We start from the raw sequence: 20,995 nt of genomic DNA on the forward strand, positions 1-20,995 counted from the left end.
AACTAATTGTGAATGGGCAGCTTTGCTGTGTGAATAATTGTAATTAATTGTGGAACAGGCATCTTGCCTGTTCCAGGGCGGGCAGGATGCCCAACCCCTACTCCCCACAAGAAAATTTATCTCTTGTTAAATCAGGATTATTGCTTCCGATATTGGCAATATCTCAATTTAAGCTAACTCAATTTGACTGTCATCACCAATCATAAACCGCAGAGCTTTTGGACGAGCCGGCGCATTGGTTAGTTGAGCTCGCTGCCCGATCACGCTGTCAACAATTCGCTGGTGAATGCCAACTATTTTCGCCCCTTGCAATATTACACTGTGTTCGATATCAGCATCAATCATCGTCACGCGATCGGCAATACTGCTGTAAGGCCCGATAAAGCAATTTTCAATGCGGCAATTTTCCCCAATTACCACTGGCCCGCGCACTGTAGAATTAATGATTTCCGTTCCTTCGCCTATTTGCACTCGTCCGATAATTTGACTTTTGGCGTCTACTTTTAATTCAGTTGAAGCTACGATACAGCTATCTAAAATGATTTGGTTTGCACTTAGCAAATCGTCTTTTTTCCCCGTATCCAGCCACCAACCCTCTAAATTGCAGGCTTCTACGTGTTTTTGCTGATTGATGAGCTGTTGAATGGCATCGGTAATTTCGAGTTCGCCGCGGGGCGAAGGTTGAATTTGATTGATCGCCTCATGAATACTAGGAGCAAAAAAGTAAATCCCCACCAGTGCTAAATTCGATGGCGGATTTTGCGGTTTTTCTACTAACTCCAAAACTCGCCCGTTTTCATCAACTTTTGCCACACCAAAAGCCGAGGGATTTTTAACTGGGCGCAACAAAATCAGCCCGTCTAGTTTTTGCTTGTTAAAAATCTCTAAAAACGGATCTAGCGGATTCTCAATTAAGTTATCTCCCAAATACATAATAAACGGAGAATCTCCCAAAAATGGTCGGGCCACTTTCACCGCGTGAGCGAGTCCCGCCGGCTTTTCTTGCAAGATATAAGTAATTTTTGCACCGAAGCGAGATCCATCTCCTGTTTTCGTCTTCACCTCTTCCCCGGTTTCGGGACTAATAATAATCCCAATATCCGTAATCCCAGCCGCCACAATTCCTTCAATTCCATACCACAGTATCGGCTTATTTGCTACAGGAACCAACTGCTTAGCACCCGTATAGGTGAGGGGACGCAAGCGTGTTCCTTTACCGCCAGAGAGGATGAGTGCTTTCATTTGGTGAACTCTGAGTTATCCTTTAGGGTTTGCGGTGCTGGCAACTATGCCTGCACTTGTTCGCTCTCGTTGATTTTAAACTACCGCTACCCCGCTGGCAATAGTTGCCGTGTATCCTGACACAAATGATTTATTTTGCTCATACTTTTATAGTGCGGGAGGCACAGAGCGTCAGAAACCAGGTTTATTGCCACAGGAAGCAGTTAAAAGCTGAGGTTTTTTGTCAATAAACCCGGTTTCTCAAGGTTGCGAGTGCGCCAGTCCCGATTTAATTGCGTACCCTTTTAATAGCGGCCATATCGAGCAATCAATTGACTACCACTATTGTTTTGATTTGTCAACCAAGCCCACATCTGATCGCCCAGACAAAAATGCCACCATTCGTTAGGATGTTGCTGAAAACCCGCAGCTATCATCGCATTTTTTAAGATTTGCCGGTGACGGTGATATTGCTCTTCTTGTGGGTGATTGCTGTTAGCAAAATAATCTGGATAAGAACGTTCTGATATTTCATCAATCGGAGAACCCATAGCAATTCGCCGATTATTTTCATCGACTAAAGTTATATCTAAAGCAGCACCTGTACTGTGAGGAGGAGGCGTCGCGCGATCGAGGCTCGGCACTGCCCAAAATTGATATACGTGTTCTATAATCACTTGGCGTTTGTCTTCGGAAACCGGAAATTCACAGCCTTGAGCTAGGGCAATTTGATTAAAAGTATAATCTACCATAAATTGCTGGACTTCCACCGGCCGATAAGCGTCAAATATCAGAATTTTCCAATTTGGATAATTTTGCTGTAGGTGGGTTTTAGCTGCGATTAAACTATCTACCACTCCTTGCCGCAAATAGTAAGGTGAATCTGCTTTGCTGTTGTGATAGGGAGCACCCAACTTTTGATAAGGGTGTGGAATTTCAAAGGCAAAATGTTCTGGTGGAATGGGGACTAAAGGTTCGCCGCATTCGTCGATCACTATTTTCTGATATGGTTTCATATCAAGGTTTTACCCTAGTTTTTTATTACTGATGAACTACAATACTCAGTATATGCTTTTCACTTGAGTCCCTCGCGCGGCAAATAGCAAAGCAGCTAGAATATCCTCATGTTCTAAATCGTCATATTCATCTATAATTTCTTTAGCATTCATACCAAAACTAAGTAATTCAAGAATCAATTCTACTGGATATCGGAGACCGCGAATACAAGGTTGTCCGTGACAGATATTTGGATCGATTGTGATGCGCTGCAAAAGTTGGTTTTCCATATTTTAGGAGCATATATTAAATATATCCTAACCTAACCTAACCTAAAGAGCGTAGCTTTCGATCTGTTTATAGTAAGGACTTTAGTCCTTTCAATCTTCACCTAAAGTCCTAAAGTCCTTACTGCCCAAAAATCCTAACTTTGGCGGTAAGCAACTACCGCATAAAATGGATCGCCGCTTGGTATTCGCAGCATTTGCATAAAACTCGGCAAGTTAGGCTTGCGAACTATTACTTCGGGCTTGCTAAATCCGGGTATGTTCGCTCCTTTGACAGAATCAAAGTAACCCTTGACTAATTCTACCCGATCGCCCTCGGAACCTTCCCGCCAAGCCGCGATCGCCTTTTGATAAAACATCCGGTTGGAAAAGCTCATAATTGCTACGCCACCAGGCTTTAAAATCCGGTGAATCTCGGCAAAAACCGCATCCGGGTGCTGCAAATACTGTACGGAAACACAGTTGACAACCGCGTCAAACTCTGCATCCGGCAGTGGCAATTTGGGATTTGCGTTCAAATTCTGCACGAAATAATGATTCAGTCTGCGATTCTTTGCCAACTCGTCTTCATTCATGCCGTGCCCTTCAACATGGGCAAATTGCATCTCGTCAGGCAAGTGAGAAACCCAACTGCTCATCATATCAAAAATCCGAGTATTCGGTTTCAGCCGTTCCCGATATAAATCGGTGAGTTGCTGAATGAATCCATCGTCTACGTGAGTCACATACCGGGGAGCGGAATAGAACAAATTGTCGTCGGTGTCGTCTAACTTGGTGCGTTGGTCGGCTGGAAGCAACATAAATTCCGATTGCAAACTAGATTTACTCTTTCTAGTTTAAGAACAATAAGAATTGTTAACATATCCGGCAGAGGGCGGATTCCCGCTTTTAGCGTAGCAGTCGATCGCCAAATAACCTGCTGGCACCCTTTGGGCTGGTGGCAAGAAGACGGTTTGCCGACTTCCAGCATTGGCGACAAACTGCAAGAGGTAGGCGGGACGCTGAGACGCGCGATGGATGGCATGGAAGAAACAGGCCTAGTCCGCCGGGAGAGACACACCCGCGATCGGCGCATTTGGCGCATTTGACTGACAGACTCCGGCATACAACAGAGCGGGAAAGACAACGCACACAGCAAGAGCGGCTGGCGAAGGAACAAGAGCGACTGGCGAAGGAGCAAGCCCAGCAACGTGTAGAAAGATTAGAGGAAATGCTGCGATCGCAAGGTATCGATCCTGATCGATTGCCGGATGCAGTGGATTCTGGCGATTGAGATAGCGGTCTCAGTTTTCCGGAACGTTGTCTTTACTTCACCGCGATCGGGACTACTCCTACGCTGTTTCTGGCTCGTCTAATTCCAGAAAAAGGCCCTCAGCATTCATTACTAAATCTTCATCAGACAGCGGTGGAAAGTCTAAATAAGCTGTGATACCAACTTTGGTCGTAACCTTTAGTGATCTAAATTAGATCCCTAGGCTTACCCCCGTATTCAAAATAAATCTTTTGCTGAATTCCAAAACTAAAGATTTAGAATTACTTAGCTATACAGTTCTAAAAACACCTGTTCAAATAGATCCTAGACCTTGTGCAGGCTAACGGCTCAAATCTGCGGCGGCAGACAGGCTCGAACTCAGCACTAGCGGCTCTCAACCGTCCGCTGCATTTGAATTGTTAGCTCTCGTCTGGGCTTCGTGGAATAGCTTTTGCTTGTAAAATGCTGGCTGGATCGTCTGTCACAATTCTGTTGTCAAATTCTCCAGTCTCCGTCTCCAGAAATTGAAACCATTGGCTACCTAACTTGTTTACAAAACCTGTTAGCGAATCTGGTGCTCTCTCACTATAAACAGGAATCCACAGAAGGTTTGCATAATTATTACCCGGAATATCAACGTAGTGGTTAAGTGTTAAATAAACGAAGGCATCTATAGATGAATACGAGTGGGATAAAATTTCACATATTATGCTCGTGATAAATCGAGGTTCAAGAGAAAGAAAATCGTCATTTATTAGAAGTAGTATTCCCGGTGTGTTTGGAAGATTTAGTTCTCTCTTGGTTTCTTTGAGTTGCGTGTTTGCTTTCTTAAGAATTCGACTTAAAGCAGGTCGAAACAGGCGAAGTATATCTCCTATATACTCCTTTGGCTGTTCTGCACTATGAAAAATTGCACTGAGGGTCATCCGGCTTTCCGAGAGATACTTCTTGACAAGCTCGATGTGCTTAGCTCGAAATGAGTCGGTTGTTCCAAAATCAGTTTGTAATGTTTTCAACTCTGCAATAACATTCTCATTGGGAAAAAGATAATCAGCATTTTGAAATGAAGGATTGCCAGAGAGAAGGTCAGAAATCTTTTGCCCTTCAAAACTCTTGACAAAGCGATCAAATGTCTCCTCGGTTGGTAGTGCTGGTTTCTCATAAAGCCAATCAGGTAGATTCATACGTGTAAATTGATGAGATTAAACGCGAACTCACTTATAATTGTATCGCAGTTGCGGTACAATACCCACTATAATCGGAAAATACCGCAGCTTAATGATGTAATGTCAACCCCTTCTTACTCCCCATCAGAATCTCCCTTCCTTAATCAAGTTCGCCGCACGATTCGACCCAAACACTTAAGCCGTCGCACTGAAAAAAGCTATCTTTATTTTATATCGGTGAACTGACAAGTGTTCTACTCATCAACTTAAATAGATATGTTTACGGAATAAATAACCGACCTGCTCCCATATAGTCTTGGATATCGATCGCGATTTCTACAAGCTTTTCAACACAACGCTCTCGATAATCATATTCGTTAACCCGATCTGGATCGCCAATCGTGATAATGGGAAATGAAGTTGGCTCATTTTCTTCCCGCATCACCTGTTCCAGAGAGTCTTCACCCTTTGCATTACGGTTTGCTGTCAATAAAAGCATCTGATTAGATTGAGCCAATCGCCAAACAACTCGATCGTCGCTATTAGATGGTAAGCCAATATCTTGAAATGTCACTAACCGAATGGGAGCAATATCTAACCACCCTCCTGCCACCAGACTTCCAGACAGCAAGAGAGCTTGTCGATTCAAATTGTAGTCAGCCAGAATCATCATTGCTTTGTTGCTGCCCGCTGTGCTCTGCGTTGCTGAAGTTTGACTCGCGCAGCTTCATATTCAGAGCGAGGGGGAGTTGCAGCGATGCGAGCAAAGCGTTCGCGGTTGCGCTCTTCCCAATACTGCCGAGTTTCTTCGGCTGATTTCAAAACTTCTTGATACTCAGCTTCTACGTCTGTTTGATGCGCTTCTATGTAGGAAAGAGCCGCGCGGAGCTGCTCATCTGTAAGGTTAAATACATCGCGAATGAATTTAGGGGGATACTGGGCTTTGAGATGATCTATTACATCATAAAGAGTTATGCGTGTTCCCGCGATTGTCAGCCCCCTTTCTGTGCGGACTATCGTAACCTTTCCATTAGGATTAGGGGTTAATACTGTGGCATTCATCTGTTTTTCCGGTTGGCTATATTGGCATTTTAACGCATTGTTTTTCAAACATCAAATTTTTTTGGGGAATGCTTTCAATAGATTTCAGCCGTTCATAAACTCGCAGCACTTAAAGAAATCTGGATTCTAGGCTTTTCCAATCATTCAAGGCTGCGATCGCCACTTCAATCAACTCTCAATACATATCAACTCAGAAAAATATTATTGCCAAGAAAACCACTCTATGGTAAACTAGAAGATTGTGAATATTAATCAAAAGTAAAGTAACAAGCCCGGAGACATCAAAATGACACAGCAAACCCTGCACGGAACCAGCCGCAAAAGAAAAAGAACATCCGGTTTTCGCGCCAGAATGCGTACCGCAACCGGTCGATTGGTAATCAAAGCTCGCCGCAGCAAAGGTCGCCACCGCCTCGCAGTCTAGCACTGCATCAAGGTTGAGAGGCCTCAACGATCGCCCTACGCCATGTTGCCCGAGACAAACCGACTCAAACACCGAAAAGACTTCAGCGCCGTCTACCGCAAGGGAATGCGCCGCAACTCCGCTCATTTCAGCTTAAGAGCTCTACGCAAACCAAAAAGCGCCGAATTAAGCAAACCGACAGCCGAAAAATCCTTGCAACCAAGTCGCACAGGCATTTCTATCAGTCTGAAGGTTAGCAAACGCGCTGTAGTCCGCAACCGGATTAAGCGTCAGATTCGGGCAGCTTTGCGCCAGCTATTGCCCCGATTAAAATTCGGGTGGGATTTAGTAATTGTCGTGCGTCCGATCGCACAAGAGTGCAATTATGCAGAAATTCTGCAAGAATTAGAGCAGTTGTTGGTAGAAGCCGAGGTACTAGATGGGAATTCGAGAGGAAGTATATTATGAAGGCGGCCCCGCGCCGGGAGACTTGATCCTCAATTTACTCCTGGGGCTGACTGTGGTGGGAATCCCCCTAGCAGTAGGAGCAATTGTCCGGGCTCTGTGGCTGCGGTATCGGATCACGAGTCGCCGAGTGTCCGTAACTAGCGGCTGGATGGGGGGCGATCAGACAGACGTTATCTACTCAGATATAGTCAAAATCGTCACAGTACCTCGCGGTTTCGGGACTTACGGAGACATGGTGCTCACCATGAAAAATGGCAGCCGCTTGGAACTCAGAGCTATGCCGAAATTTCGAGCAATGTATGACTACATTAACGAAAAACTACCCGTAGCAGCTCAAAAAGCAAACGCGGCTCAAGCTAAATAACCCAACCGCTTTCACCCTGATTAGAGGCCCAATTCAGTGCGAGTATTGGCAAACTCATTACAACAAACCCGCAGACCAGGCGGTCGATCGACGGGCAATGTCCTAAGATAGAGACAAAACCCTGAAAATTGAGGCGGCTCGCCTTCAGCGGGTAAAAATAGTTCTCAACAGCAAACATAGAGCACCTAAATTAACTCAAAGCGAATGGATTTTGGTATCTCGTTTCTCTCCAACAACCTAATGCTGCCGATCCTAGATTTTTTCTACGGGATCGTGCCAAGCTACGGTTTAGCGATCGTAGCACTGACGCTCGTGATTCGCTTTGCTCTTTATCCTCTCAACGCAGGCTCTCTTCGCAATATGCGGCGCATGAAAGTAGCGCAGCCTTTGATGAAAGAGCGAGTAGATCAAATTCAAAAACTCTATAAAGAAAATCCTGCAAAACAGCAGGAGGAAATGAGCAAAGTATACAAAGAATTTGGTAATCCTCTAGCAGGATGCTTCCCATTGGTGCTGCAAATGCCAGTGCTGTTTGCACTGTTTGCAACACTCAGGGGTTCGCCTTTTTCTGACATAAATTACAGCGTCAACGTTCAAGTTTTGCCGAAAGAACAAATCGAAACTGTTCAACCGCAAGCTTTTGCTACACCGCCACAAAATATTTACGTCACAGGTACTTTTCATGCTCCTGTTGTGGGCGTAATTCCAGGCGGTGACCAACTCGCAGTCGGCGACACAACCAAAATTAATTTTCAAACCCCAGAGGGCAAACCTCTCAAAGCCCTAGCGGCAGAAAATAAGAGCGAAATCGACTTTGAACCACACTGGAAAGTCATCAAAGGCGAAGAAACTGTCCAGGTAGATGAACAGGGCAACATCACGGCCTTAGCGCCCGGTGAAGCCACTGTTCAAGGCACAATCCCCGGATTGGCTAGTAACAAAGGATTCCTGTTTATTGAAGCTCTCGGCCGCGTGGGCGCGATCGACTCAGACGGTACAATCCACTGGGATATTTTGGTGATGATCCTGGGCTTCGGGATCAGTTTGTATATCAACCAAACTCTTTCAGGACAAGCACAAGGGCCAAACGACAACCCACAACAGGCTACAGTCAACAAACTAACACCTGTCATATTTTCGGGGATGTTTTTGTTCTTCCCGCTGCCTGCTGGCGTGTTGATGTATATGCTGATTGCTAACATCTTCCAGACAGTTCAATCGTTTATTTTGTCCCGAGAACCGCTGCCCGAAAATCTCCAAAAAATAGTAGACGAAGCAGAGGCGAAAACCCAAAAAGAACAGGGATTAGATGCACTTCCCTTTGAGCCCAAGCGTTCTAAGAAAAAGGCTTGATTTTAACAACAATGAAAGACTCTCAAATGCAGCGCGGACAGGCATGGTTAGAAGAATTGCTACAACTGTCCGCAATTCCTTCAAAAGTGGTATGCGAACAACAAAAAGATTGCTATTGGATGACAATAGATGAAAGCAATCTGACTCCCGAACAAGTTGCTATCTTAGTCGGGCCAGACGGTAATGTACTAGATGCGATTCAGTACCTCTGCAACACGGTTCAGAATATAGGCCAGGAAGTAGAGGAGTCAATTCCTTATACAGTTGAACTAAATGGCTATCGCATCCGCCGCCAAGAGGAATTGCGATCGATGGCAGAGTACGCAGCCGATCAAGCGCGTTCGACGGGAGTTGAATTTGAACTCAAATCGCTGTCTTCGGCAGAACGCCGTCAAGTTCACAGCTTTTTGAGCGAATGTGAGGATATAGAAACTTACAGTCAAGGACAAGATGCCGATCGGCGTTTGGTAGTGCGGCTGCGCTGACGTTCAGTTGACAGTTGACAGTTGACAGTTGACAGTTGACCGCACGGGTAGCGACCTCTACATGGAAGGAAGAGGATTGGAGTAATGAATAGTCTGATTTTAATTTATCCCGATCAGGCTTCCGGCTTTAAACCAATTCTTTCTGGGAAAAAAGGAAAAAGGAAAAAGGAAAAAGCCAAAAATTAGCTATTCCTTTTGACTTTTGCCTTGAGACGACGAGAATAAAACGGCAAAAGATGATTATGGAGACAATTTATATCCCTCATCTACTCACAAAAACCGAGCGGAAAGAGGTCATTGATTTTGAAGAAATTATCCCCGATTTAGAAACTCTTACTCCGGTGCGGGGGCGACTGCAAGTTACTCACCAAGGGAATTTCCTTGAGGTGAAGGCGAAAGCAGAAACAATTGTCACTCTCACCTGCCACAGATGCTTGAAACAATACAATCACCGTTTGAGACTCCAATCATCTGAAATAATTTGGCTCGAAGAAAAACCGAATCAGCATGATGCAAGTTCAGGAGAATTTGAAGTTGATTTAGAAAATTTGGTGGAAAATTTGTCGCCTACCGACTCTTTTTCTCCAAGTGATTGGGTGTATCAGCAACTGTGCTTGGAACTGCCACACAAACAGCTATGCGATACTAAATGTCCGGGAATAGATTTCAATGAGGATGCAGAGACAGAAAGCTCAGAAACAATCTCTGACAGTCGCTGGGCATCTTTGGCAGCACTTAAACGGCAATTGCCTTAGTCAATAGGGCTCTCATGAGTTTGTAGTGATAAGCAAACCGCATATCCTTACGGAGAGGGCGTCACAGAATCACGAACAGTTGTGCCTGATACCGTATGCACCATAAACCCAGGAGAGCCGTCAATAGTCATTAGTCAGCAGTCATTAGTCAGTAGTCATTAGCTAATGAAGTATTTCAGTTTTGCTTTTACACGCGAGTGCGAACGTCCCCGCTCGCACTCACACAAACAAAAAATATTTTTACTCTCCGAAACAAAGGATTTCATAGCTAACCACTAACGAACGGTGGAATAACGAGTGCAAAAAAATAACACCACCTAGCAACCGATGACTAATAACTAATGACTAATGACGTTTCCGAGCGGGGACTAATGACTAATGACTAATGACTAATGACTAATAATGGAAAGCGAGCAGGGACAGCACTAATAACTAATGACTACTGACTAATGACTACTGACTAATGACTACTGACTACTGACTACTGACTAATAACTAATGACTATTTTTAGTGACGAGTTTGAACTACTGCTACGATCGCGCTACCCCCTAATTTACATTCCCACACGGGAAGAAGAGCGCGTCGAAGCAGCGATCGCCCAATGCGCCAAAAAACAGGGTTCTCGCGCAGTCTACATCTGGGATTTTGTTGACGGCTACCAAGGAAATCCCAACGATGCCGGTTTTGGCAAGCGCAACCCGCTGCAAGCTTTAGAATTTCTCGAAAAATTGCCCGCATCCGCGCCGGCGATCTTTATTTTGCGAGACTTTCAGCGGTTTTTAGAAGATGTTTCAATTTCCCGCAAGCTGCGGAATTTGGCGAGACTCCTCAAATCGATGCCCAAAAATCTTGTCATCGTCTCTCCAATAACTTCGATCCCCGAAGACCTCAGCGAAGTAATCACAGTTTTGGAGTTTCCCCTGCCTGCGGCGGCGGAAATAAAAATTGAGGTGGAAAGACTGTTAGGGTCTACCGGACAAGCCATAGAAGGGCGTTTGCTGGACGAAACAGTGCGCTCCTGTCAAGGTCTGTCGATCGAACGAATCCGGCGAGTTTTGGCAAAGGCGATCGCCACCAGAGGCGAACTGCACCCAGACGACGCGGAACTGATTTTAGAAGAAAAGCGCCAAACAATCCGCCAAACTCAAATTCTCGATTTTTACCCAGCCCGCGAAAACATCTCCGATATCGGCGGTTTGGACAATCTCAAAGAATGGCTGCTGCGGCGCGGCGGTGCTTTTTCCGAACGAGCCCGCCAATACGGTTTGCCGCATCCCAGAGGCCTGTTGTTAGTCGGAATTCAAGGAACAGGCAAATCCTTAACTGCAAAGGCGATCGCCCACCACTGGCATTTACCCTTGCTGCGATTGGATGTCGGGCGCTTATTTGCCGGATTAGTCGGCGAATCGGAATCGCGCACCAGACAAATGATTCAGCTAGCCGAAGCCTTGGCCCCTTGCGTGCTGTGGATTGACGAGATTGATAAAGCTTTTTCGGGATTGGACGGTAAAGGCGATTCCGGGACAACCAGCCGCGTGTTCGGGACTTTTATTACTTGGCTGGCAGAAAAAACTTCACCGGTTTTTGTAGTTGCTACGGCGAACAACATCCAGTCTTTGCCGCCGGAAATGCTCAGAAAAGGCAGGTTTGACGAAATATTTTTTGTAGGTTTGCCCAGTCAGGAGGAACGGCGGGCAATTTTTGAGGTACATTTGTTGCGGTTGCGATCGCACAGTATCAAAAATTACGACTTAGAGCGCTTGGCTTACGAAACTCCCGATTTTTCGGGTGCCGAAATTGAGCAAACTTTGATTGAAGCCATGCACATTGGGTTTAGCCAAAATCGAGACTTTACCACAGATGATATTTTAGAATCAGCCAGTCAGATGGTACCCTTAGCCAGAACGGCGAGCGAGCAAATCCAATTTTTACAAGATTGGGCCGCTGCTGGGAAAGCTCGCCTTGCTTCCAGATACGGCAGTCTGAGCCGCCGGATTCAGGGATAGTCGTTCGAAGACAGTAGTAAGTCAGCAGTCAACAGTCAACAGTCAACAGTCAGCAGTCAACAGTCAGCAGTCAACAGTCAACAGTCAACAGTCAACAGTCAGCAATGAACAGTATATATAGCGTTTTCAAGTTTTTAGTGGGTTTTCTGCTAGCGATCGTCCTCATGGCAGGCGCTAGCGTGGCGGCTGCACTTTACTTTGCCGCTAAGCTAACTACTGTGCCCGAAAAACCGATGTTTTCCAATGACAAAACAGCAGTTCAGGTTGCCGGCGCAAAACCCAAGTCAACAGCGCAAGCTAGCCCTGTTTCTACATCTAGCGATGAGCAGTCTCCGAAACCCTTAGAACCGGGAGCTTACCGAGCTTTAGTGACTCAGCCGATCGGCTTAATTCTCAGAGACAGTGGAAGCAGAGACTCAAACCGGATTGGCGGTGTCGGTTACAACGAAAAAGTCGTAGTTTTAGAAGATTCCCCGGACAAAGAGTGGCAGCGAATTCGGGTTGAGGATGGAAATCGCGAAGGTTGGGTAAAGGGCGGCAATACTGCAAAAGTCGAAGGTGAATAGGACAATAGCCGATCTCAAGTCCTGCACGACAACCCTTATCCGCGATCGGGAAATTATCTGCCTTAAGAAAGCGTCGATCTGCCTGATACCTGGGGTTTCCGAGAGCGAAAATCTACGCAACAAGTCTAATCTTAATCTGCGATTCAAAAAGTCAGTATCACATTTATTTATAAAAGTCAAGTAAAGTTTATTTGCAATATTTGGGATGGCAATCAGAGACTCTGAGACTGTGGGTGCGAGTCCGAGCAAAATCAGCAATTTGACATTAAAGCCAAGCAGCGCAAAGGTTTTTTAACCAAAAATCCCACCCCCAGACCAGGCTTTGTATAAGTAAAAGCTATCTAATTAATTAGAGTATGTTAAGAAACTTAGCAAAATTTTAAGCTTAGTTGCGAAACTGAGGGATTTGTGACCTAGGCAGAAGCAACAGTGATAGCTTTGATCCCAAGAGGTAACTTTTCAGCTTAATAGCTACCAAAAATAAAAGATATGTACGACAAACGTCCCGATCGAGATTTGGCGACTGCTGCTGTAACTGCGGCATTAGGAGCTGGGGTGGTCACTTCTTTTGCAGTCAGCAGAGGCCAAAACCCGCTGGTAGCTTTGGCAATTACTGTTTTTGCGGCGGGAGTAGCTTTGATTTGCGATCGGTTCGGCTTAATTTAAGCGATCGTCGATTTTTTAATACAAAGTCAACTTATCAAAAAATCCCCGCCCTATTTGCAACTAGCAAAAGTGGGGATTTTTAGTGGCTAGTTTTTTGGTTAATCAGCGGTACTTTCCCAGATGCACTCGCCACATGAAAAAGCCGCGTTTCTTAACAAAAAACCTGCGATTTCAGGCTCTTTACCAGAAAACAAATTAAGGTGATGACAACCGGCGCCCAAGTCTTGTGGTAATTTCTGCGGCAGCGAGATAAAATATTAGCCAGCACTACCCCAGAACTTATTCTTTTTTGGCCTTACAGGCTAAGACTATGCCTGCAAACTTTTTTTGCTGAGTCTCGCGCCTCTAGAAGCAGCGATGCTATCTTGGTTATTACCTGTAATTATTTTTGACTGTAAATTTTTAAAAAAAACGGGTGCTTCGCGCTTTCCAGGTATAACTTAGCGTTGATAGAATCCAAGCCAAGCGTGCCAAAAATCATTTTTGGCAGTTTGCTCACACAACCCACCCACAATTTCACACTAAAAAATTATGGAATCCCTCGCCTACCTCGAACTTGCTCTTGTTTGCGAAGCACCCGCAGAGTCGAAAATTTTTGATGCGCCCAAGTGGCAAAACCTATTATCAAGTCAGACTTATTTCCGTTTGTTGTCTCTGGCTTTGATGCTGTCGGTGTTGAGTGCAGCCGGTTCGGCTTTTGCTCAAATAGATCCGGGATATCCGAATGTGCGAGCGGTTCAAGACAGGTTGCGGGATCTCGGCTATTTTCCCAGATCTTCGACAGGTCAACTCGGCCCGGTTACTAAACAGGCGCTGACTAACTTTCAGCGAGACTATCAACTGTCGCTGACTGGCCGGCCCGATCGAGCTACTGTGATAGCACTCAACAGTTTTGCCGGGGATGACGATCGACCTTTTAATACTATTTATACAAATTATCGGGAGCTGCGTTTTGGAGACGCCGGTGCAGATGTTTCTGCTCTGCAGCGCAGGTTGAAGCAGCTAGGCTACTTCAGCGCGCATCCCACAGGGAGTTTTCGGGAAGTGACTCAAAATGCCGTTAGATACTTCCAGCGAATTAATCGACTGCGGGTGACTGGAGTTGCCGATAGGCAAACTTTAGCTTTGGTGTTTGGTTCCACCCGGCCGGTTTCCCCCGTTACGCTTCCAGGGAATATTTCGGGAAATGGCGGTTGCAAGGGGCTGCGTTTCGGGGACAGAGGGGCGACGGTAGACTTGATCCAGCGGCAGTTAAAAGCTTTGGGTTATTTTGAAGGCGACGTTGACGGCAAGTTTCGCGAGCGCACTCTTTACGCTGTGACTCGTTTTCAGCAAGATTATAATTTGGTTTCTGACGGCTGCGCTGACACTGCCACTTTGACTGCTATCGATGCGGAGATGAGGTCTAATCAAATTACCTTATATCCTGGAGAAAATGACGAGCAGAGTAATGCTGGAGATTTTCTGGAGTTGGGCGACACAGGCCGAGAAGTTGAATTTGTGCAGCGGCGGCTGCAACAATTGGGTTATTACAGGAGCCAGATTCACGGTTGGTTCGATCGACCAACTCAGATAGCTTTGATCCGGTTTCAGAAAGATAGCGGGATGTTCGGGACTGGTCGGGTGGATCGCAGCACTCGATCGGCTTTGCGACTAGGCCACAGGCAGGCAGCAAAGGCGCAGCAGCCAGTCGCAAGGGGTATCCGGCGGGGTGATAAAGGGCCTGCGGTGCTACAGCTTCAATCAGCGCTCAGAAGTCTGGGCAAAAATCCCGGCCTGGTGAATGGAGTATTTGGAGCCGAGACTGAATGGGCGGTGCTGTCGTTTCAGCAGGAACGCAATTTGTCTCCGGCGACGGGTATTGCCACTCCGGCAACTTTGGCCGAAATTCAAAACGGATTGGCTCGGAGGTTGCCTGTTCCTGCTGTTCCGATTAGCAGCACTGTCAATTCTCGTCGATCGAGCATTTAATACTGACAAAGGTGGCTGCAAGACCTCGGCTTTTACAGGGGCTGCGGCAGTTGACAGTTTATCTAGATTTACCGAGAATTTAATTACTAAATTCTCGGTAAATTAATCGACAGACTAATTAGCATTAGTGATTTTGATCGAAAAAAGACGCAACCTTTGCTTTGAAGAAGACCTCGCCAGCAACGTTTCGGAAATAAAGAACTCATTCAAAATCTTGCGAATTCTGCGCGAAGCGATTAATATACAAAGATACAACCGCATTGAGAGGTCGAATCAATCGCTACCCTAACTTATTGCAAAGGCTTGCCCACACCAACGAATGAACTCAACGAACTAGGATTTACAGATTTCGAGATGTTCTTAGAAGCTTACGCCCCAATCTTTAGGGCTGCAAGCATTGAAACAGTCAACCACTTACTCTTGAATACAGACTTCAAGAAATCTGACTGGAACACGCACCTACAGCAAACCTATGGCATCAATAAGCGCCACGCGAACGGTGTAATCAGTGCCGCCAAAGGTCGTGTAGACGGCGCTAAAGAACACAGGATTCTACATATAAAAACTCTTGATGGGAAGATTAAATCTATTAGTGCGTGGCTCAAAAAAGCCGAACGCAAACTGGTATCAGCTCGTAAATTTTATGCCAAGAAAAAATGGCAAAACTCAAAGACAGGCTGCATTTTTCCCATAGCCTGCTCGCTCCAGTATAAGTCTACAAATTGGCAGAACTTACGCTTTCAAATACACAATATAAAGCGCAGAATGACTCTGTTGACTAACAGAATTAAACATTTAAGAGTCAAGCCAATCAAAGTTTTCATCCCTCACGGCGATATTTTTGTTGTCGGCTCTAAAGACGAGTCTTTCGGCAATCAAGTCTCCCAGTGGAATGGGAAAAAAATAACTTTTAGACTCCCCAAATACTTAGAATCACGATTTGGAAAAACTGTGTCTTCTGAGGTTGGTGATTTCAATCGCAATATAAATAGGCTACCAGAATGCGGGGCGTATACCTGGCATTTCTATCGCAAGAACGGAAAGTGGGTTATTGCCGTGCAATTTACTCCAAATCCTGTGAGTCAAGTTTCTAAAAATAGGATATACGGCTGCATTGGAATCGACATGAATCCCGGTGTGCGACTCGTTGGCTAGAAACCAATCCTAAAAAGGGTTAGGGGGATTAGCCGCAAGGTAGAACCTTGACAACTGAATGACCATGTAGGTGAGAGTCAATATCCTAGAAACCTCAAATCCTACCCCGCAGGTGCAGCGGTGAAAGCACATCCCCCAGGTTCGAGACTAGCCATCAACGCCTGAAGCGGGGATGAAAGGTGTTATTACTGACAGCCTAAGTTGGTAAGCACCGAGCAAAGTACCCATGAGTAAAGCCTCGGCTTAAAGATGCGTTTGAATCGTCATTATCATGAACCAGCGAAATAAGGCTAAATGCGCTGGAGCCAAAAGGCAAAGGATAAGGAGTTGGCAATTACCTGGTTGACCAACAAGCACTTCCTATAAACCTGGCGAAAAGCATCACTCTAAAAGTACATACTATGGTCATTCGGAACGAGATAACCTCTCGTCTGCTCTCAGGAGGTCGAATACTTGAGTAGGTGCTAACCGTATGCAGCGAGTAGGGGAGATTAAGTCAGAAGCGAAGGTCTGGGGTAATGCCCAGAATATGCAAACAGACTTACGGTGATTTGGATGATAAAGTCCCAAGTAGTGAGTATATATGTCTAATACACAGTCTCAACAACTGATGGTGGAATGGCACTCTATTAACTGGCGCAAGCTAGAGCGTAGCGTGTATAAGCTCCAAAAGAGAATTTATCAAGCCTCTGCCCGTGGTGATGTGAAAGCATATCGCAGACTCCAAAAGACGCTGATGAAGTCATGGTCAGCAAGAGCTTTAGCGGTTCGTAGAGTTACCCAGGATAACCAAGGGAAAAAGACGGCAGGTGTAGATGGCGTTAAATCGCTGACTCCAAAGCAACGTGTAGAACTTACTGGTAACTTAAACCTGGGTACAAAGGTCAGCCCAACTAGGCGGGTATGGATTCCTAAGCCTGGAACGGGAGAAAAGCGACCTTTGGGCATACCTACAATGAAAGACCGAGCCTTGCAAGCACTTGTCAAACTGGCACTAGAACCAGAATGGGAAGCGCGATTTGAACCGAATTCATACGGGTTCAGAGCCGGACGCTCATGCCATGATGCGGTAGAAGCAATATTTAATGCAATTAGGCTTAAGCCTAAATACGTACTAGATGCCGATATTGCCAAATGTTTTGACCGCATCGACCAAGAAGCGCTGCTAATAAAATTAAATACATTCCCCACCATCCGCCGACAAGTTCGAGCCTGGTTAAAAGCGGGAGTGATGGAATCAAAGCAGTTGTTTCCAACATCTGAGGGTACGCCACAGGGCGGGGTAATATCCCCGTTACTGGCAAATATTGCCCTTCACGGGATGGAAGAACGAATTAAGCAATACGCCGATACCTTTCCCACTAAAAGTGGTCTAGGTAAACGGGATAACCGTAGAAGCATAAGTTTAATTCGTTATGCCGACGATTTCGTGATTCTCCACGAAAACTTAACCGTTGTCCAAAGATGTAAAGAGATTATATCTGAATGGTTAAAAGGCATGGGTTTGGAATTAAAGCCCAGTAAAACGAGACTTGCTCACACCCTCAACCCGTATGAGCAAGAAAAACCAGGATTTGATTTCCTAGGTTTCACAATACAACAATTTCCAGTAGGAAAGTATCACTCAAAGCAAGGGTTTAAAACAATCATCACCCCAAGTAAGCAGAAGCAAAAGGTACATTACGACCAAATCGCTAGTGTAATTGAAGCTCATAAGGCAGCACCGCAAGCGGCGCTAATCAGCCGATTAAACCCAATAATACGGGGTTGGGCTAACTACTATGCAACAGTTGTGAGCAAAGAAATTTACTCAAAACTCAATGCTCTGACGTACCAAAAGCTAAAAGCTTGGGCAAAACGCCGTCACCCGAAAAAGAACGGGGAATGGGTGTCAAAGAAATATTGGCAGTCCATAGACGGTGATAACTGGGTATTCGCAACCAGGGAAGAAGGGTTAAACCCTCTTCGGTTACTCAACCATGCTGACACTCCTATAGTGCGCCATGTAAAAGTTAAAGGCGAATCGTCTCCATACGACGGAAACCTAGTTTACTGGAGTACAAGAATGGGTAACAACCCCGAAATGCCAATTAGGGTATCAAAACTCTTAAAAAGGCAAAAAGGGAAGTGCGCCCATTGCGGCTTGTTTTTCCGTGAAGACGATGTGATGGAAGCTGACCACAGAATTCCCAAATCGCAAGGTGGCAAGGATTCCTATGATAACTGGCAGCTTTTGCACAGACATTGCCACGACACAAAAACTGCTAGCGATGGCAGTCTCGGCAACAAATCCGACTGCAACAGAGTCGAGCCTAAGCCCTCCAAAATACTTGAAAAAGTTGAGGATAAATGGGTAATGAGGTATGCGTGACAAGCACCAAATCATTGAGGAGCCGTGTGAAGGGAAGCGCGACGTGCAAAGTCGCATTTGATGAGTAGAGAGCCGTCTCTCTCTGGGGTACTTCTCCTCAGTCCTCGTGTAAAAGACTCAATCCGAGTCCGGTCACAACGAAAGTAAGTAATAAAATCGTTGGAGTGCAGACCACACAAGCATCTAAGCTGATAGCCTAAATCGGTAGTGTATGCAAGAGGAAGAAAAGGAAGGGTTAACGATAAGTAAACGACTAATCTAGCTCCGTGATACACGAAAAGGTGAAATCAGGCTGGAACACCTTAACCAAAAGGTAAATAGCTGATTATTAGAAGTTTCGCTGTCTAATAAAGAAGTTCAAAAAGCTATCGGAGTATGAGTCGAATCCTAACCTTTTTCGCAGGTCATCAAAAGCGAAACACGGTAAGCCCAATAGACTCTCTCTTAAGGTCGAAACAAGAGAGTAAGCCAAGAGTAATCACAGCCGAATTGTCTAGGGGGTAAAGGAAGTCAGAGAAAGCGAACGCCCTGTGTAATGCAGAGGATAAGGGTTGAGGAATATCCCAACATCACACCGCCTGAAAATGGTAGCCCACTTCTGACAGGTCTTAAACGATAAACAGGATTCAAAGAAACTAAACGGAGATTGAAAGATGGAAACCACTATGGTTATCGGAAGCTCTGGACAACTTAACGACTGGTCACAGATTGACTGGAAATCAATCGTCAAGAATGTTAAGAATCTGAGGAAACGGATTTATCGTGCCACACAGAGCGGTCAGTGGAATCAGGTCAGAAGCCTCACAAAACTGATGTTAAGAAGCTTCGACAATCTAATTTTGTCAGTGCGTAAAGTTACCCAACTGAATCAAGGAAAACGAACAGCAGGTGTGGACAAGGAGGTAGCATTAACACCTGAACAACGGGTAAAACTCATCCGAGAAATGGGGCAGCACACACTATGGAAGGTTAAACCCACCAAAAGAGTATATATACCAAAAGCCAATGGGAAGCAAAGACCATTAGGCATCCCCACCATCAAGGATAGAGTAGCACAAGCCATAGTTAAGAACGCTCTAGAACCAATCTGGGAAGCTCTTTTCGAGGCAAACAGTTATGGATTCAGAGTCGGAAGAAGTTGCCACGATGCCATTGAGCAGTGTTTTCTACGCCTACAAGGTAATAGAGACACATGGGTTCTGGATGCCGACCTATCAGGATTCTTCGACAATATCACTCATGAAACCATCCTACATTCCATAGGGAATTTCCCCGCCCGCAGCCTAATCAAGCAATGGTTAAAAGCAGGATACATAGACAAGGGAAAACTTCATGAAACACAAAGCGGAACGCCACAAGGAGGCATTATCAGCCCCCTACTGGCAAATATCGGCTTACACGGTCTGGAAAACTTCTTGAGCCAATTCAAGAAGGTCAAAGGCTCATACAAATCCGATAGATATGGTTTCGTCCGATACGCAGACGACTTCATCGTCACCGCTACCTGTCAAGAAGACATAGAGAAAATCCGACCTGAAATCGAACAATGGCTATCCAACAAAGGGTTACAACTAAATAGGGAGAAAACCCGAATCGTGCACATCAGCGAAGGATTTAATTTTCTTGGGTTCAATCTCAGACAATACAATGGCAAACTACTGATCAAACCGCAAAAAGAGAAAGCCCTAAAATTCCTTAAGGAAATCAGGGAATGGCTCAAAAGAAATAAAACGGTAGAACAGAAAATTGTCATTGAACAATTAAACCCCAAACTTCGAGGCTTTGGAAACTACTATCGCCACGCCGTCAGCAAAGAAGTGTTTAGCTACATCAGTTCTGAGGTATGGATAGCACTTTGGCGATGGGCAAAACGGCGACACCCAAACAAGAGCAAACGGTGGATTGCCAACCGATACTTTAAAATTAGAGGCAAAGGGTGGGAGTTTACCTGCAATGTCAAGGACAGAAAAGGTAACAACAAGGAAATTAGCCTATTTAACATAGCTAAAATACCCATCGAACGCCACATAAAGGTAAAAGGAACAGCATCCCCAGACGACCCCAACCTAACAAAATATTGGGCTAAAAGAGCCACAAAATCTGGGAAAACCATCTGGGAAAAAGGGTGGAAGTATTACCAAATTGCCCAAAATCAAGGAGGGAAATGCCCTATCTGTGGCGAATATCTTAGCAATGGTGAAGCTATCGAAACACATCACATAGTACCAATGACAAAAGGAGGCTCGGATGACATCGACAATCTCCAGCACCTACACAAAATCTGTCATAAAGTGGTACACAGTGGTAAACGTACTGTGAAGGCAGAGGCTTGAGCCGGATGATGCGACAAGTGTCAAGTCCGGTTCTTAGGGGCGCGACCTGAAAGGTCGTTCGGCACGTGGAGCCTACTCCACTAAGGGATTCACACCCCTTACTCTCACGTAAAA

The 20,995-nt window shown here is 45.4% G+C and carries 22 protein-coding genes; 15 read left to right on the top strand and 7 right to left on the bottom strand.

Features of this window, described 5'->3' with window-relative positions:
* Positions 1-168: 168 nt before the first annotated feature.
* From QUA44_RS24825 to QUA44_RS24840, 4 genes are all read right to left on the bottom strand, one after another.
* Positions 169-1,242: a glucose-1-phosphate thymidylyltransferase gene (locus QUA44_RS24825; RefSeq protein ID WP_333255368.1), complete on the bottom strand. Its 1,074-nt coding sequence runs from the start codon at positions 1,240-1,242 to the stop codon at positions 169-171.
* 284 nt (positions 1,243-1,526) lie between these two features.
* On the bottom strand, positions 1,527-2,237 hold the full coding sequence (locus QUA44_RS24830) for a M15 family metallopeptidase (RefSeq protein WP_333255366.1): 711 nt from the start codon (positions 2,235-2,237) through the stop codon (positions 1,527-1,529).
* 45 nt (positions 2,238-2,282) lie between these two features.
* A complete protein-coding gene (locus QUA44_RS24835; protein ID WP_333255364.1) occupies positions 2,283-2,507 on the bottom strand; it encodes a DUF433 domain-containing protein in 225 nt (74 codons plus the stop codon).
* Positions 2,508-2,641: 134 nt separating this feature from the next.
* Entirely contained in the window at positions 2,642-3,304 is a 663-nt protein-coding gene (locus tag QUA44_RS24840) for a class I SAM-dependent methyltransferase (protein WP_333255362.1), read from the bottom strand.
* 9 nt (positions 3,305-3,313) lie between these two features.
* Here QUA44_RS24840 and QUA44_RS24845 point away from each other — a divergent pair, with 9 nt between their 5' ends.
* Together QUA44_RS24845 and QUA44_RS24850 are read left to right on the top strand one after the other, a co-directional pair.
* Complete coding sequence (locus QUA44_RS24845) at positions 3,314-3,592, top strand: MarR family transcriptional regulator (protein WP_333255360.1); 279 nt, start codon at positions 3,314-3,316, stop codon at positions 3,590-3,592.
* Positions 3,589-3,777, top strand: a complete 189-nt coding sequence (locus QUA44_RS24850; RefSeq protein WP_333255358.1) for a hypothetical protein — start codon at positions 3,589-3,591, stop codon at positions 3,775-3,777. The genes QUA44_RS24845 and QUA44_RS24850 overlap by 4 nt, the downstream gene beginning before the upstream one ends.
* Positions 3,778-4,175: 398 nt before the next feature.
* On the opposite strand, the gene QUA44_RS24855 is transcribed toward QUA44_RS24850, so the two are convergent.
* The 3 genes from QUA44_RS24855 to QUA44_RS24865 all read right to left on the bottom strand — a co-directional run bounded on the left by QUA44_RS24855 (position 4,176) and on the right by QUA44_RS24865 (position 5,984).
* Positions 4,176-4,940, bottom strand: coding sequence for a hypothetical protein (locus QUA44_RS24855; protein ID WP_333255356.1), 765 nt, complete (start codon positions 4,938-4,940; stop codon positions 4,176-4,178).
* Positions 4,941-5,202: 262 nt separating this feature from the next.
* Positions 5,203-5,595 (bottom strand): ACP S-malonyltransferase, encoded by a 393-nt coding sequence (locus QUA44_RS24860; RefSeq protein WP_333255354.1) that lies wholly within the window; start codon positions 5,593-5,595, stop codon positions 5,203-5,205.
* Positions 5,592-5,984 carry a DUF433 domain-containing protein gene (locus QUA44_RS24865; RefSeq protein ID WP_333255352.1) on the bottom strand — a complete coding sequence of 131 codons (393 nt, stop codon included), beginning with the start codon at positions 5,982-5,984 and terminating at the stop codon, positions 5,592-5,594. The genes QUA44_RS24860 and QUA44_RS24865 overlap by 4 nt, the downstream gene beginning before the upstream one ends.
* A 286-nt stretch (positions 5,985-6,270) precedes the next feature.
* On the opposite strand from QUA44_RS24865, the gene rpmH reads away from it, so the two are divergent.
* The 13 genes from rpmH to ltrA (QUA44_RS24930) all read left to right on the top strand — a co-directional run bounded on the left by rpmH (position 6,271) and on the right by ltrA (QUA44_RS24930) (position 20,881).
* A complete protein-coding gene (rpmH, locus tag QUA44_RS24870) occupies positions 6,271-6,408 on the top strand; it encodes a 50S ribosomal protein L34 (RefSeq protein WP_006632320.1) in 138 nt (45 codons plus the stop codon).
* Between the two features lie 42 nt (positions 6,409-6,450).
* Complete coding sequence (gene rnpA / locus QUA44_RS24875) at positions 6,451-6,855, top strand: ribonuclease P protein component (RefSeq protein ID WP_333255350.1); 405 nt, start codon at positions 6,451-6,453, stop codon at positions 6,853-6,855.
* Positions 6,827-7,219, top strand: a complete 393-nt coding sequence (locus tag QUA44_RS24880; protein WP_333067527.1) for a PH domain-containing protein — start codon at positions 6,827-6,829, stop codon at positions 7,217-7,219. The genes rnpA and QUA44_RS24880 overlap by 29 nt, the downstream gene beginning before the upstream one ends.
* Positions 7,220-7,423: 204 nt before the next feature.
* Positions 7,424-8,572, top strand: coding sequence for a membrane protein insertase YidC (gene yidC / locus QUA44_RS24885; protein ID WP_333255347.1), 1,149 nt, complete (start codon positions 7,424-7,426; stop codon positions 8,570-8,572).
* Positions 8,573-8,583: 11 nt separating this feature from the next.
* Complete coding sequence (locus QUA44_RS24890; RefSeq protein ID WP_333255345.1) at positions 8,584-9,057, top strand: R3H domain-containing nucleic acid-binding protein; 474 nt, start codon at positions 8,584-8,586, stop codon at positions 9,055-9,057.
* A gap of 242 nt (positions 9,058-9,299) precedes the next feature.
* Complete coding sequence (locus QUA44_RS24895) at positions 9,300-9,812, top strand: YceD family protein (RefSeq protein ID WP_333255343.1); 513 nt, start codon at positions 9,300-9,302, stop codon at positions 9,810-9,812.
* Positions 9,813-10,310: 498 nt separating this feature from the next.
* Positions 10,311-11,819 (top strand): AAA family ATPase, encoded by a 1,509-nt coding sequence (locus tag QUA44_RS24900; RefSeq protein ID WP_333255342.1) that lies wholly within the window; start codon positions 10,311-10,313, stop codon positions 11,817-11,819.
* A 104-nt stretch (positions 11,820-11,923) separates the two neighbouring features.
* The gene (locus tag QUA44_RS24905; RefSeq protein WP_194067479.1) at positions 11,924-12,385 is read left to right on the top strand and encodes an SH3 domain-containing protein; all 462 of its coding nucleotides are present in this window, start codon (positions 11,924-11,926) and stop codon (positions 12,383-12,385) included.
* 489 nt (positions 12,386-12,874) lie between these two features.
* On the top strand, positions 12,875-13,051 hold the full coding sequence (locus QUA44_RS24910; RefSeq protein ID WP_194010918.1) for a hypothetical protein: 177 nt from the start codon (positions 12,875-12,877) through the stop codon (positions 13,049-13,051).
* A gap of 531 nt (positions 13,052-13,582) precedes the next feature.
* Positions 13,583-15,022 carry a peptidoglycan-binding protein gene (locus tag QUA44_RS24915; RefSeq protein ID WP_333255340.1) on the top strand — a complete coding sequence of 480 codons (1,440 nt, stop codon included), beginning with the start codon at positions 13,583-13,585 and terminating at the stop codon, positions 15,020-15,022.
* Positions 15,023-15,376: 354 nt separating this feature from the next.
* On the top strand, positions 15,377-16,177 hold the full coding sequence (locus QUA44_RS24920) for a hypothetical protein (protein ID WP_333255338.1): 801 nt from the start codon (positions 15,377-15,379) through the stop codon (positions 16,175-16,177).
* A 583-nt stretch (positions 16,178-16,760) separates the two neighbouring features.
* Positions 16,761-18,548 (top strand): group II intron reverse transcriptase/maturase, encoded by a 1,788-nt coding sequence (gene ltrA / locus QUA44_RS24925; RefSeq protein ID WP_333255336.1) that lies wholly within the window; start codon positions 16,761-16,763, stop codon positions 18,546-18,548.
* Positions 18,549-19,201: 653 nt separating this feature from the next.
* Positions 19,202-20,881, top strand: a complete 1,680-nt coding sequence (gene ltrA / locus QUA44_RS24930; RefSeq protein WP_333255334.1) for a group II intron reverse transcriptase/maturase — start codon at positions 19,202-19,204, stop codon at positions 20,879-20,881.
* Positions 20,882-20,995: the final 114 nt, after the last annotated feature.

It is taken from the genome of Microcoleus sp. N9_A2 (assembly GCF_036701775.1).
GTDB lineage: Bacteria > Cyanobacteriota > Cyanobacteriia > Cyanobacteriales > Microcoleaceae > Microcoleus.

Excerpts from the sequence above, each read along its gene's own strand:
- QUA44_RS24880 (WP_333067527.1), top strand. The coding sequence starts at position 6,827 with ATGGGAATTCGAGAGGAAGTATATTATGAAGGCGGCCCCGCGCCGGGA.
- QUA44_RS24890 (WP_333255345.1), top strand. The coding sequence starts at position 8,584 with ATGAAAGACTCTCAAATGCAGCGCGGACAGGCATGGTTAGAAGAATTG.
- rnpA (WP_333255350.1), top strand. The coding sequence starts at position 6,451 with ATGTTGCCCGAGACAAACCGACTCAAACACCGAAAAGACTTCAGCGCC.
- QUA44_RS24830 (WP_333255366.1), bottom strand. The coding sequence starts at position 2,237 with ATGAAACCATATCAGAAAATAGTGATCGACGAATGCGGCGAACCTTTA.
- QUA44_RS24835 (WP_333255364.1), bottom strand. The coding sequence starts at position 2,507 with ATGGAAAACCAACTTTTGCAGCGCATCACAATCGATCCAAATATCTGT.
- ltrA (WP_333255336.1), top strand. The coding sequence starts at position 16,761 with ATGTCTAATACACAGTCTCAACAACTGATGGTGGAATGGCACTCTATT.
- ltrA (WP_333255334.1), top strand. The coding sequence starts at position 19,202 with ATGGAAACCACTATGGTTATCGGAAGCTCTGGACAACTTAACGACTGG.
- QUA44_RS24915 (WP_333255340.1), top strand. The coding sequence starts at position 13,583 with ATGGAATCCCTCGCCTACCTCGAACTTGCTCTTGTTTGCGAAGCACCC.
- QUA44_RS24840 (WP_333255362.1), bottom strand. The coding sequence starts at position 3,304 with ATGTTGCTTCCAGCCGACCAACGCACCAAGTTAGACGACACCGACGAC.
- yidC (WP_333255347.1), top strand. The coding sequence starts at position 7,424 with ATGGATTTTGGTATCTCGTTTCTCTCCAACAACCTAATGCTGCCGATC.
- QUA44_RS24865 (WP_333255352.1), bottom strand. The coding sequence starts at position 5,984 with ATGAATGCCACAGTATTAACCCCTAATCCTAATGGAAAGGTTACGATA.
- QUA44_RS24920 (WP_333255338.1), top strand. The coding sequence starts at position 15,377 with ATGTTCTTAGAAGCTTACGCCCCAATCTTTAGGGCTGCAAGCATTGAA.
- QUA44_RS24860 (WP_333255354.1), bottom strand. The coding sequence starts at position 5,595 with ATGATGATTCTGGCTGACTACAATTTGAATCGACAAGCTCTCTTGCTG.
- QUA44_RS24900 (WP_333255342.1), top strand. The coding sequence starts at position 10,311 with ATGACTATTTTTAGTGACGAGTTTGAACTACTGCTACGATCGCGCTAC.
- QUA44_RS24825 (WP_333255368.1), bottom strand. The coding sequence starts at position 1,242 with ATGAAAGCACTCATCCTCTCTGGCGGTAAAGGAACACGCTTGCGTCCC.
- QUA44_RS24895 (WP_333255343.1), top strand. The coding sequence starts at position 9,300 with ATGGAGACAATTTATATCCCTCATCTACTCACAAAAACCGAGCGGAAA.
- QUA44_RS24910 (WP_194010918.1), top strand. The coding sequence starts at position 12,875 with ATGTACGACAAACGTCCCGATCGAGATTTGGCGACTGCTGCTGTAACT.
- rpmH (WP_006632320.1), top strand. The coding sequence starts at position 6,271 with ATGACACAGCAAACCCTGCACGGAACCAGCCGCAAAAGAAAAAGAACA.
- QUA44_RS24855 (WP_333255356.1), bottom strand. The coding sequence starts at position 4,940 with ATGAATCTACCTGATTGGCTTTATGAGAAACCAGCACTACCAACCGAG.
- QUA44_RS24905 (WP_194067479.1), top strand. The coding sequence starts at position 11,924 with ATGAACAGTATATATAGCGTTTTCAAGTTTTTAGTGGGTTTTCTGCTA.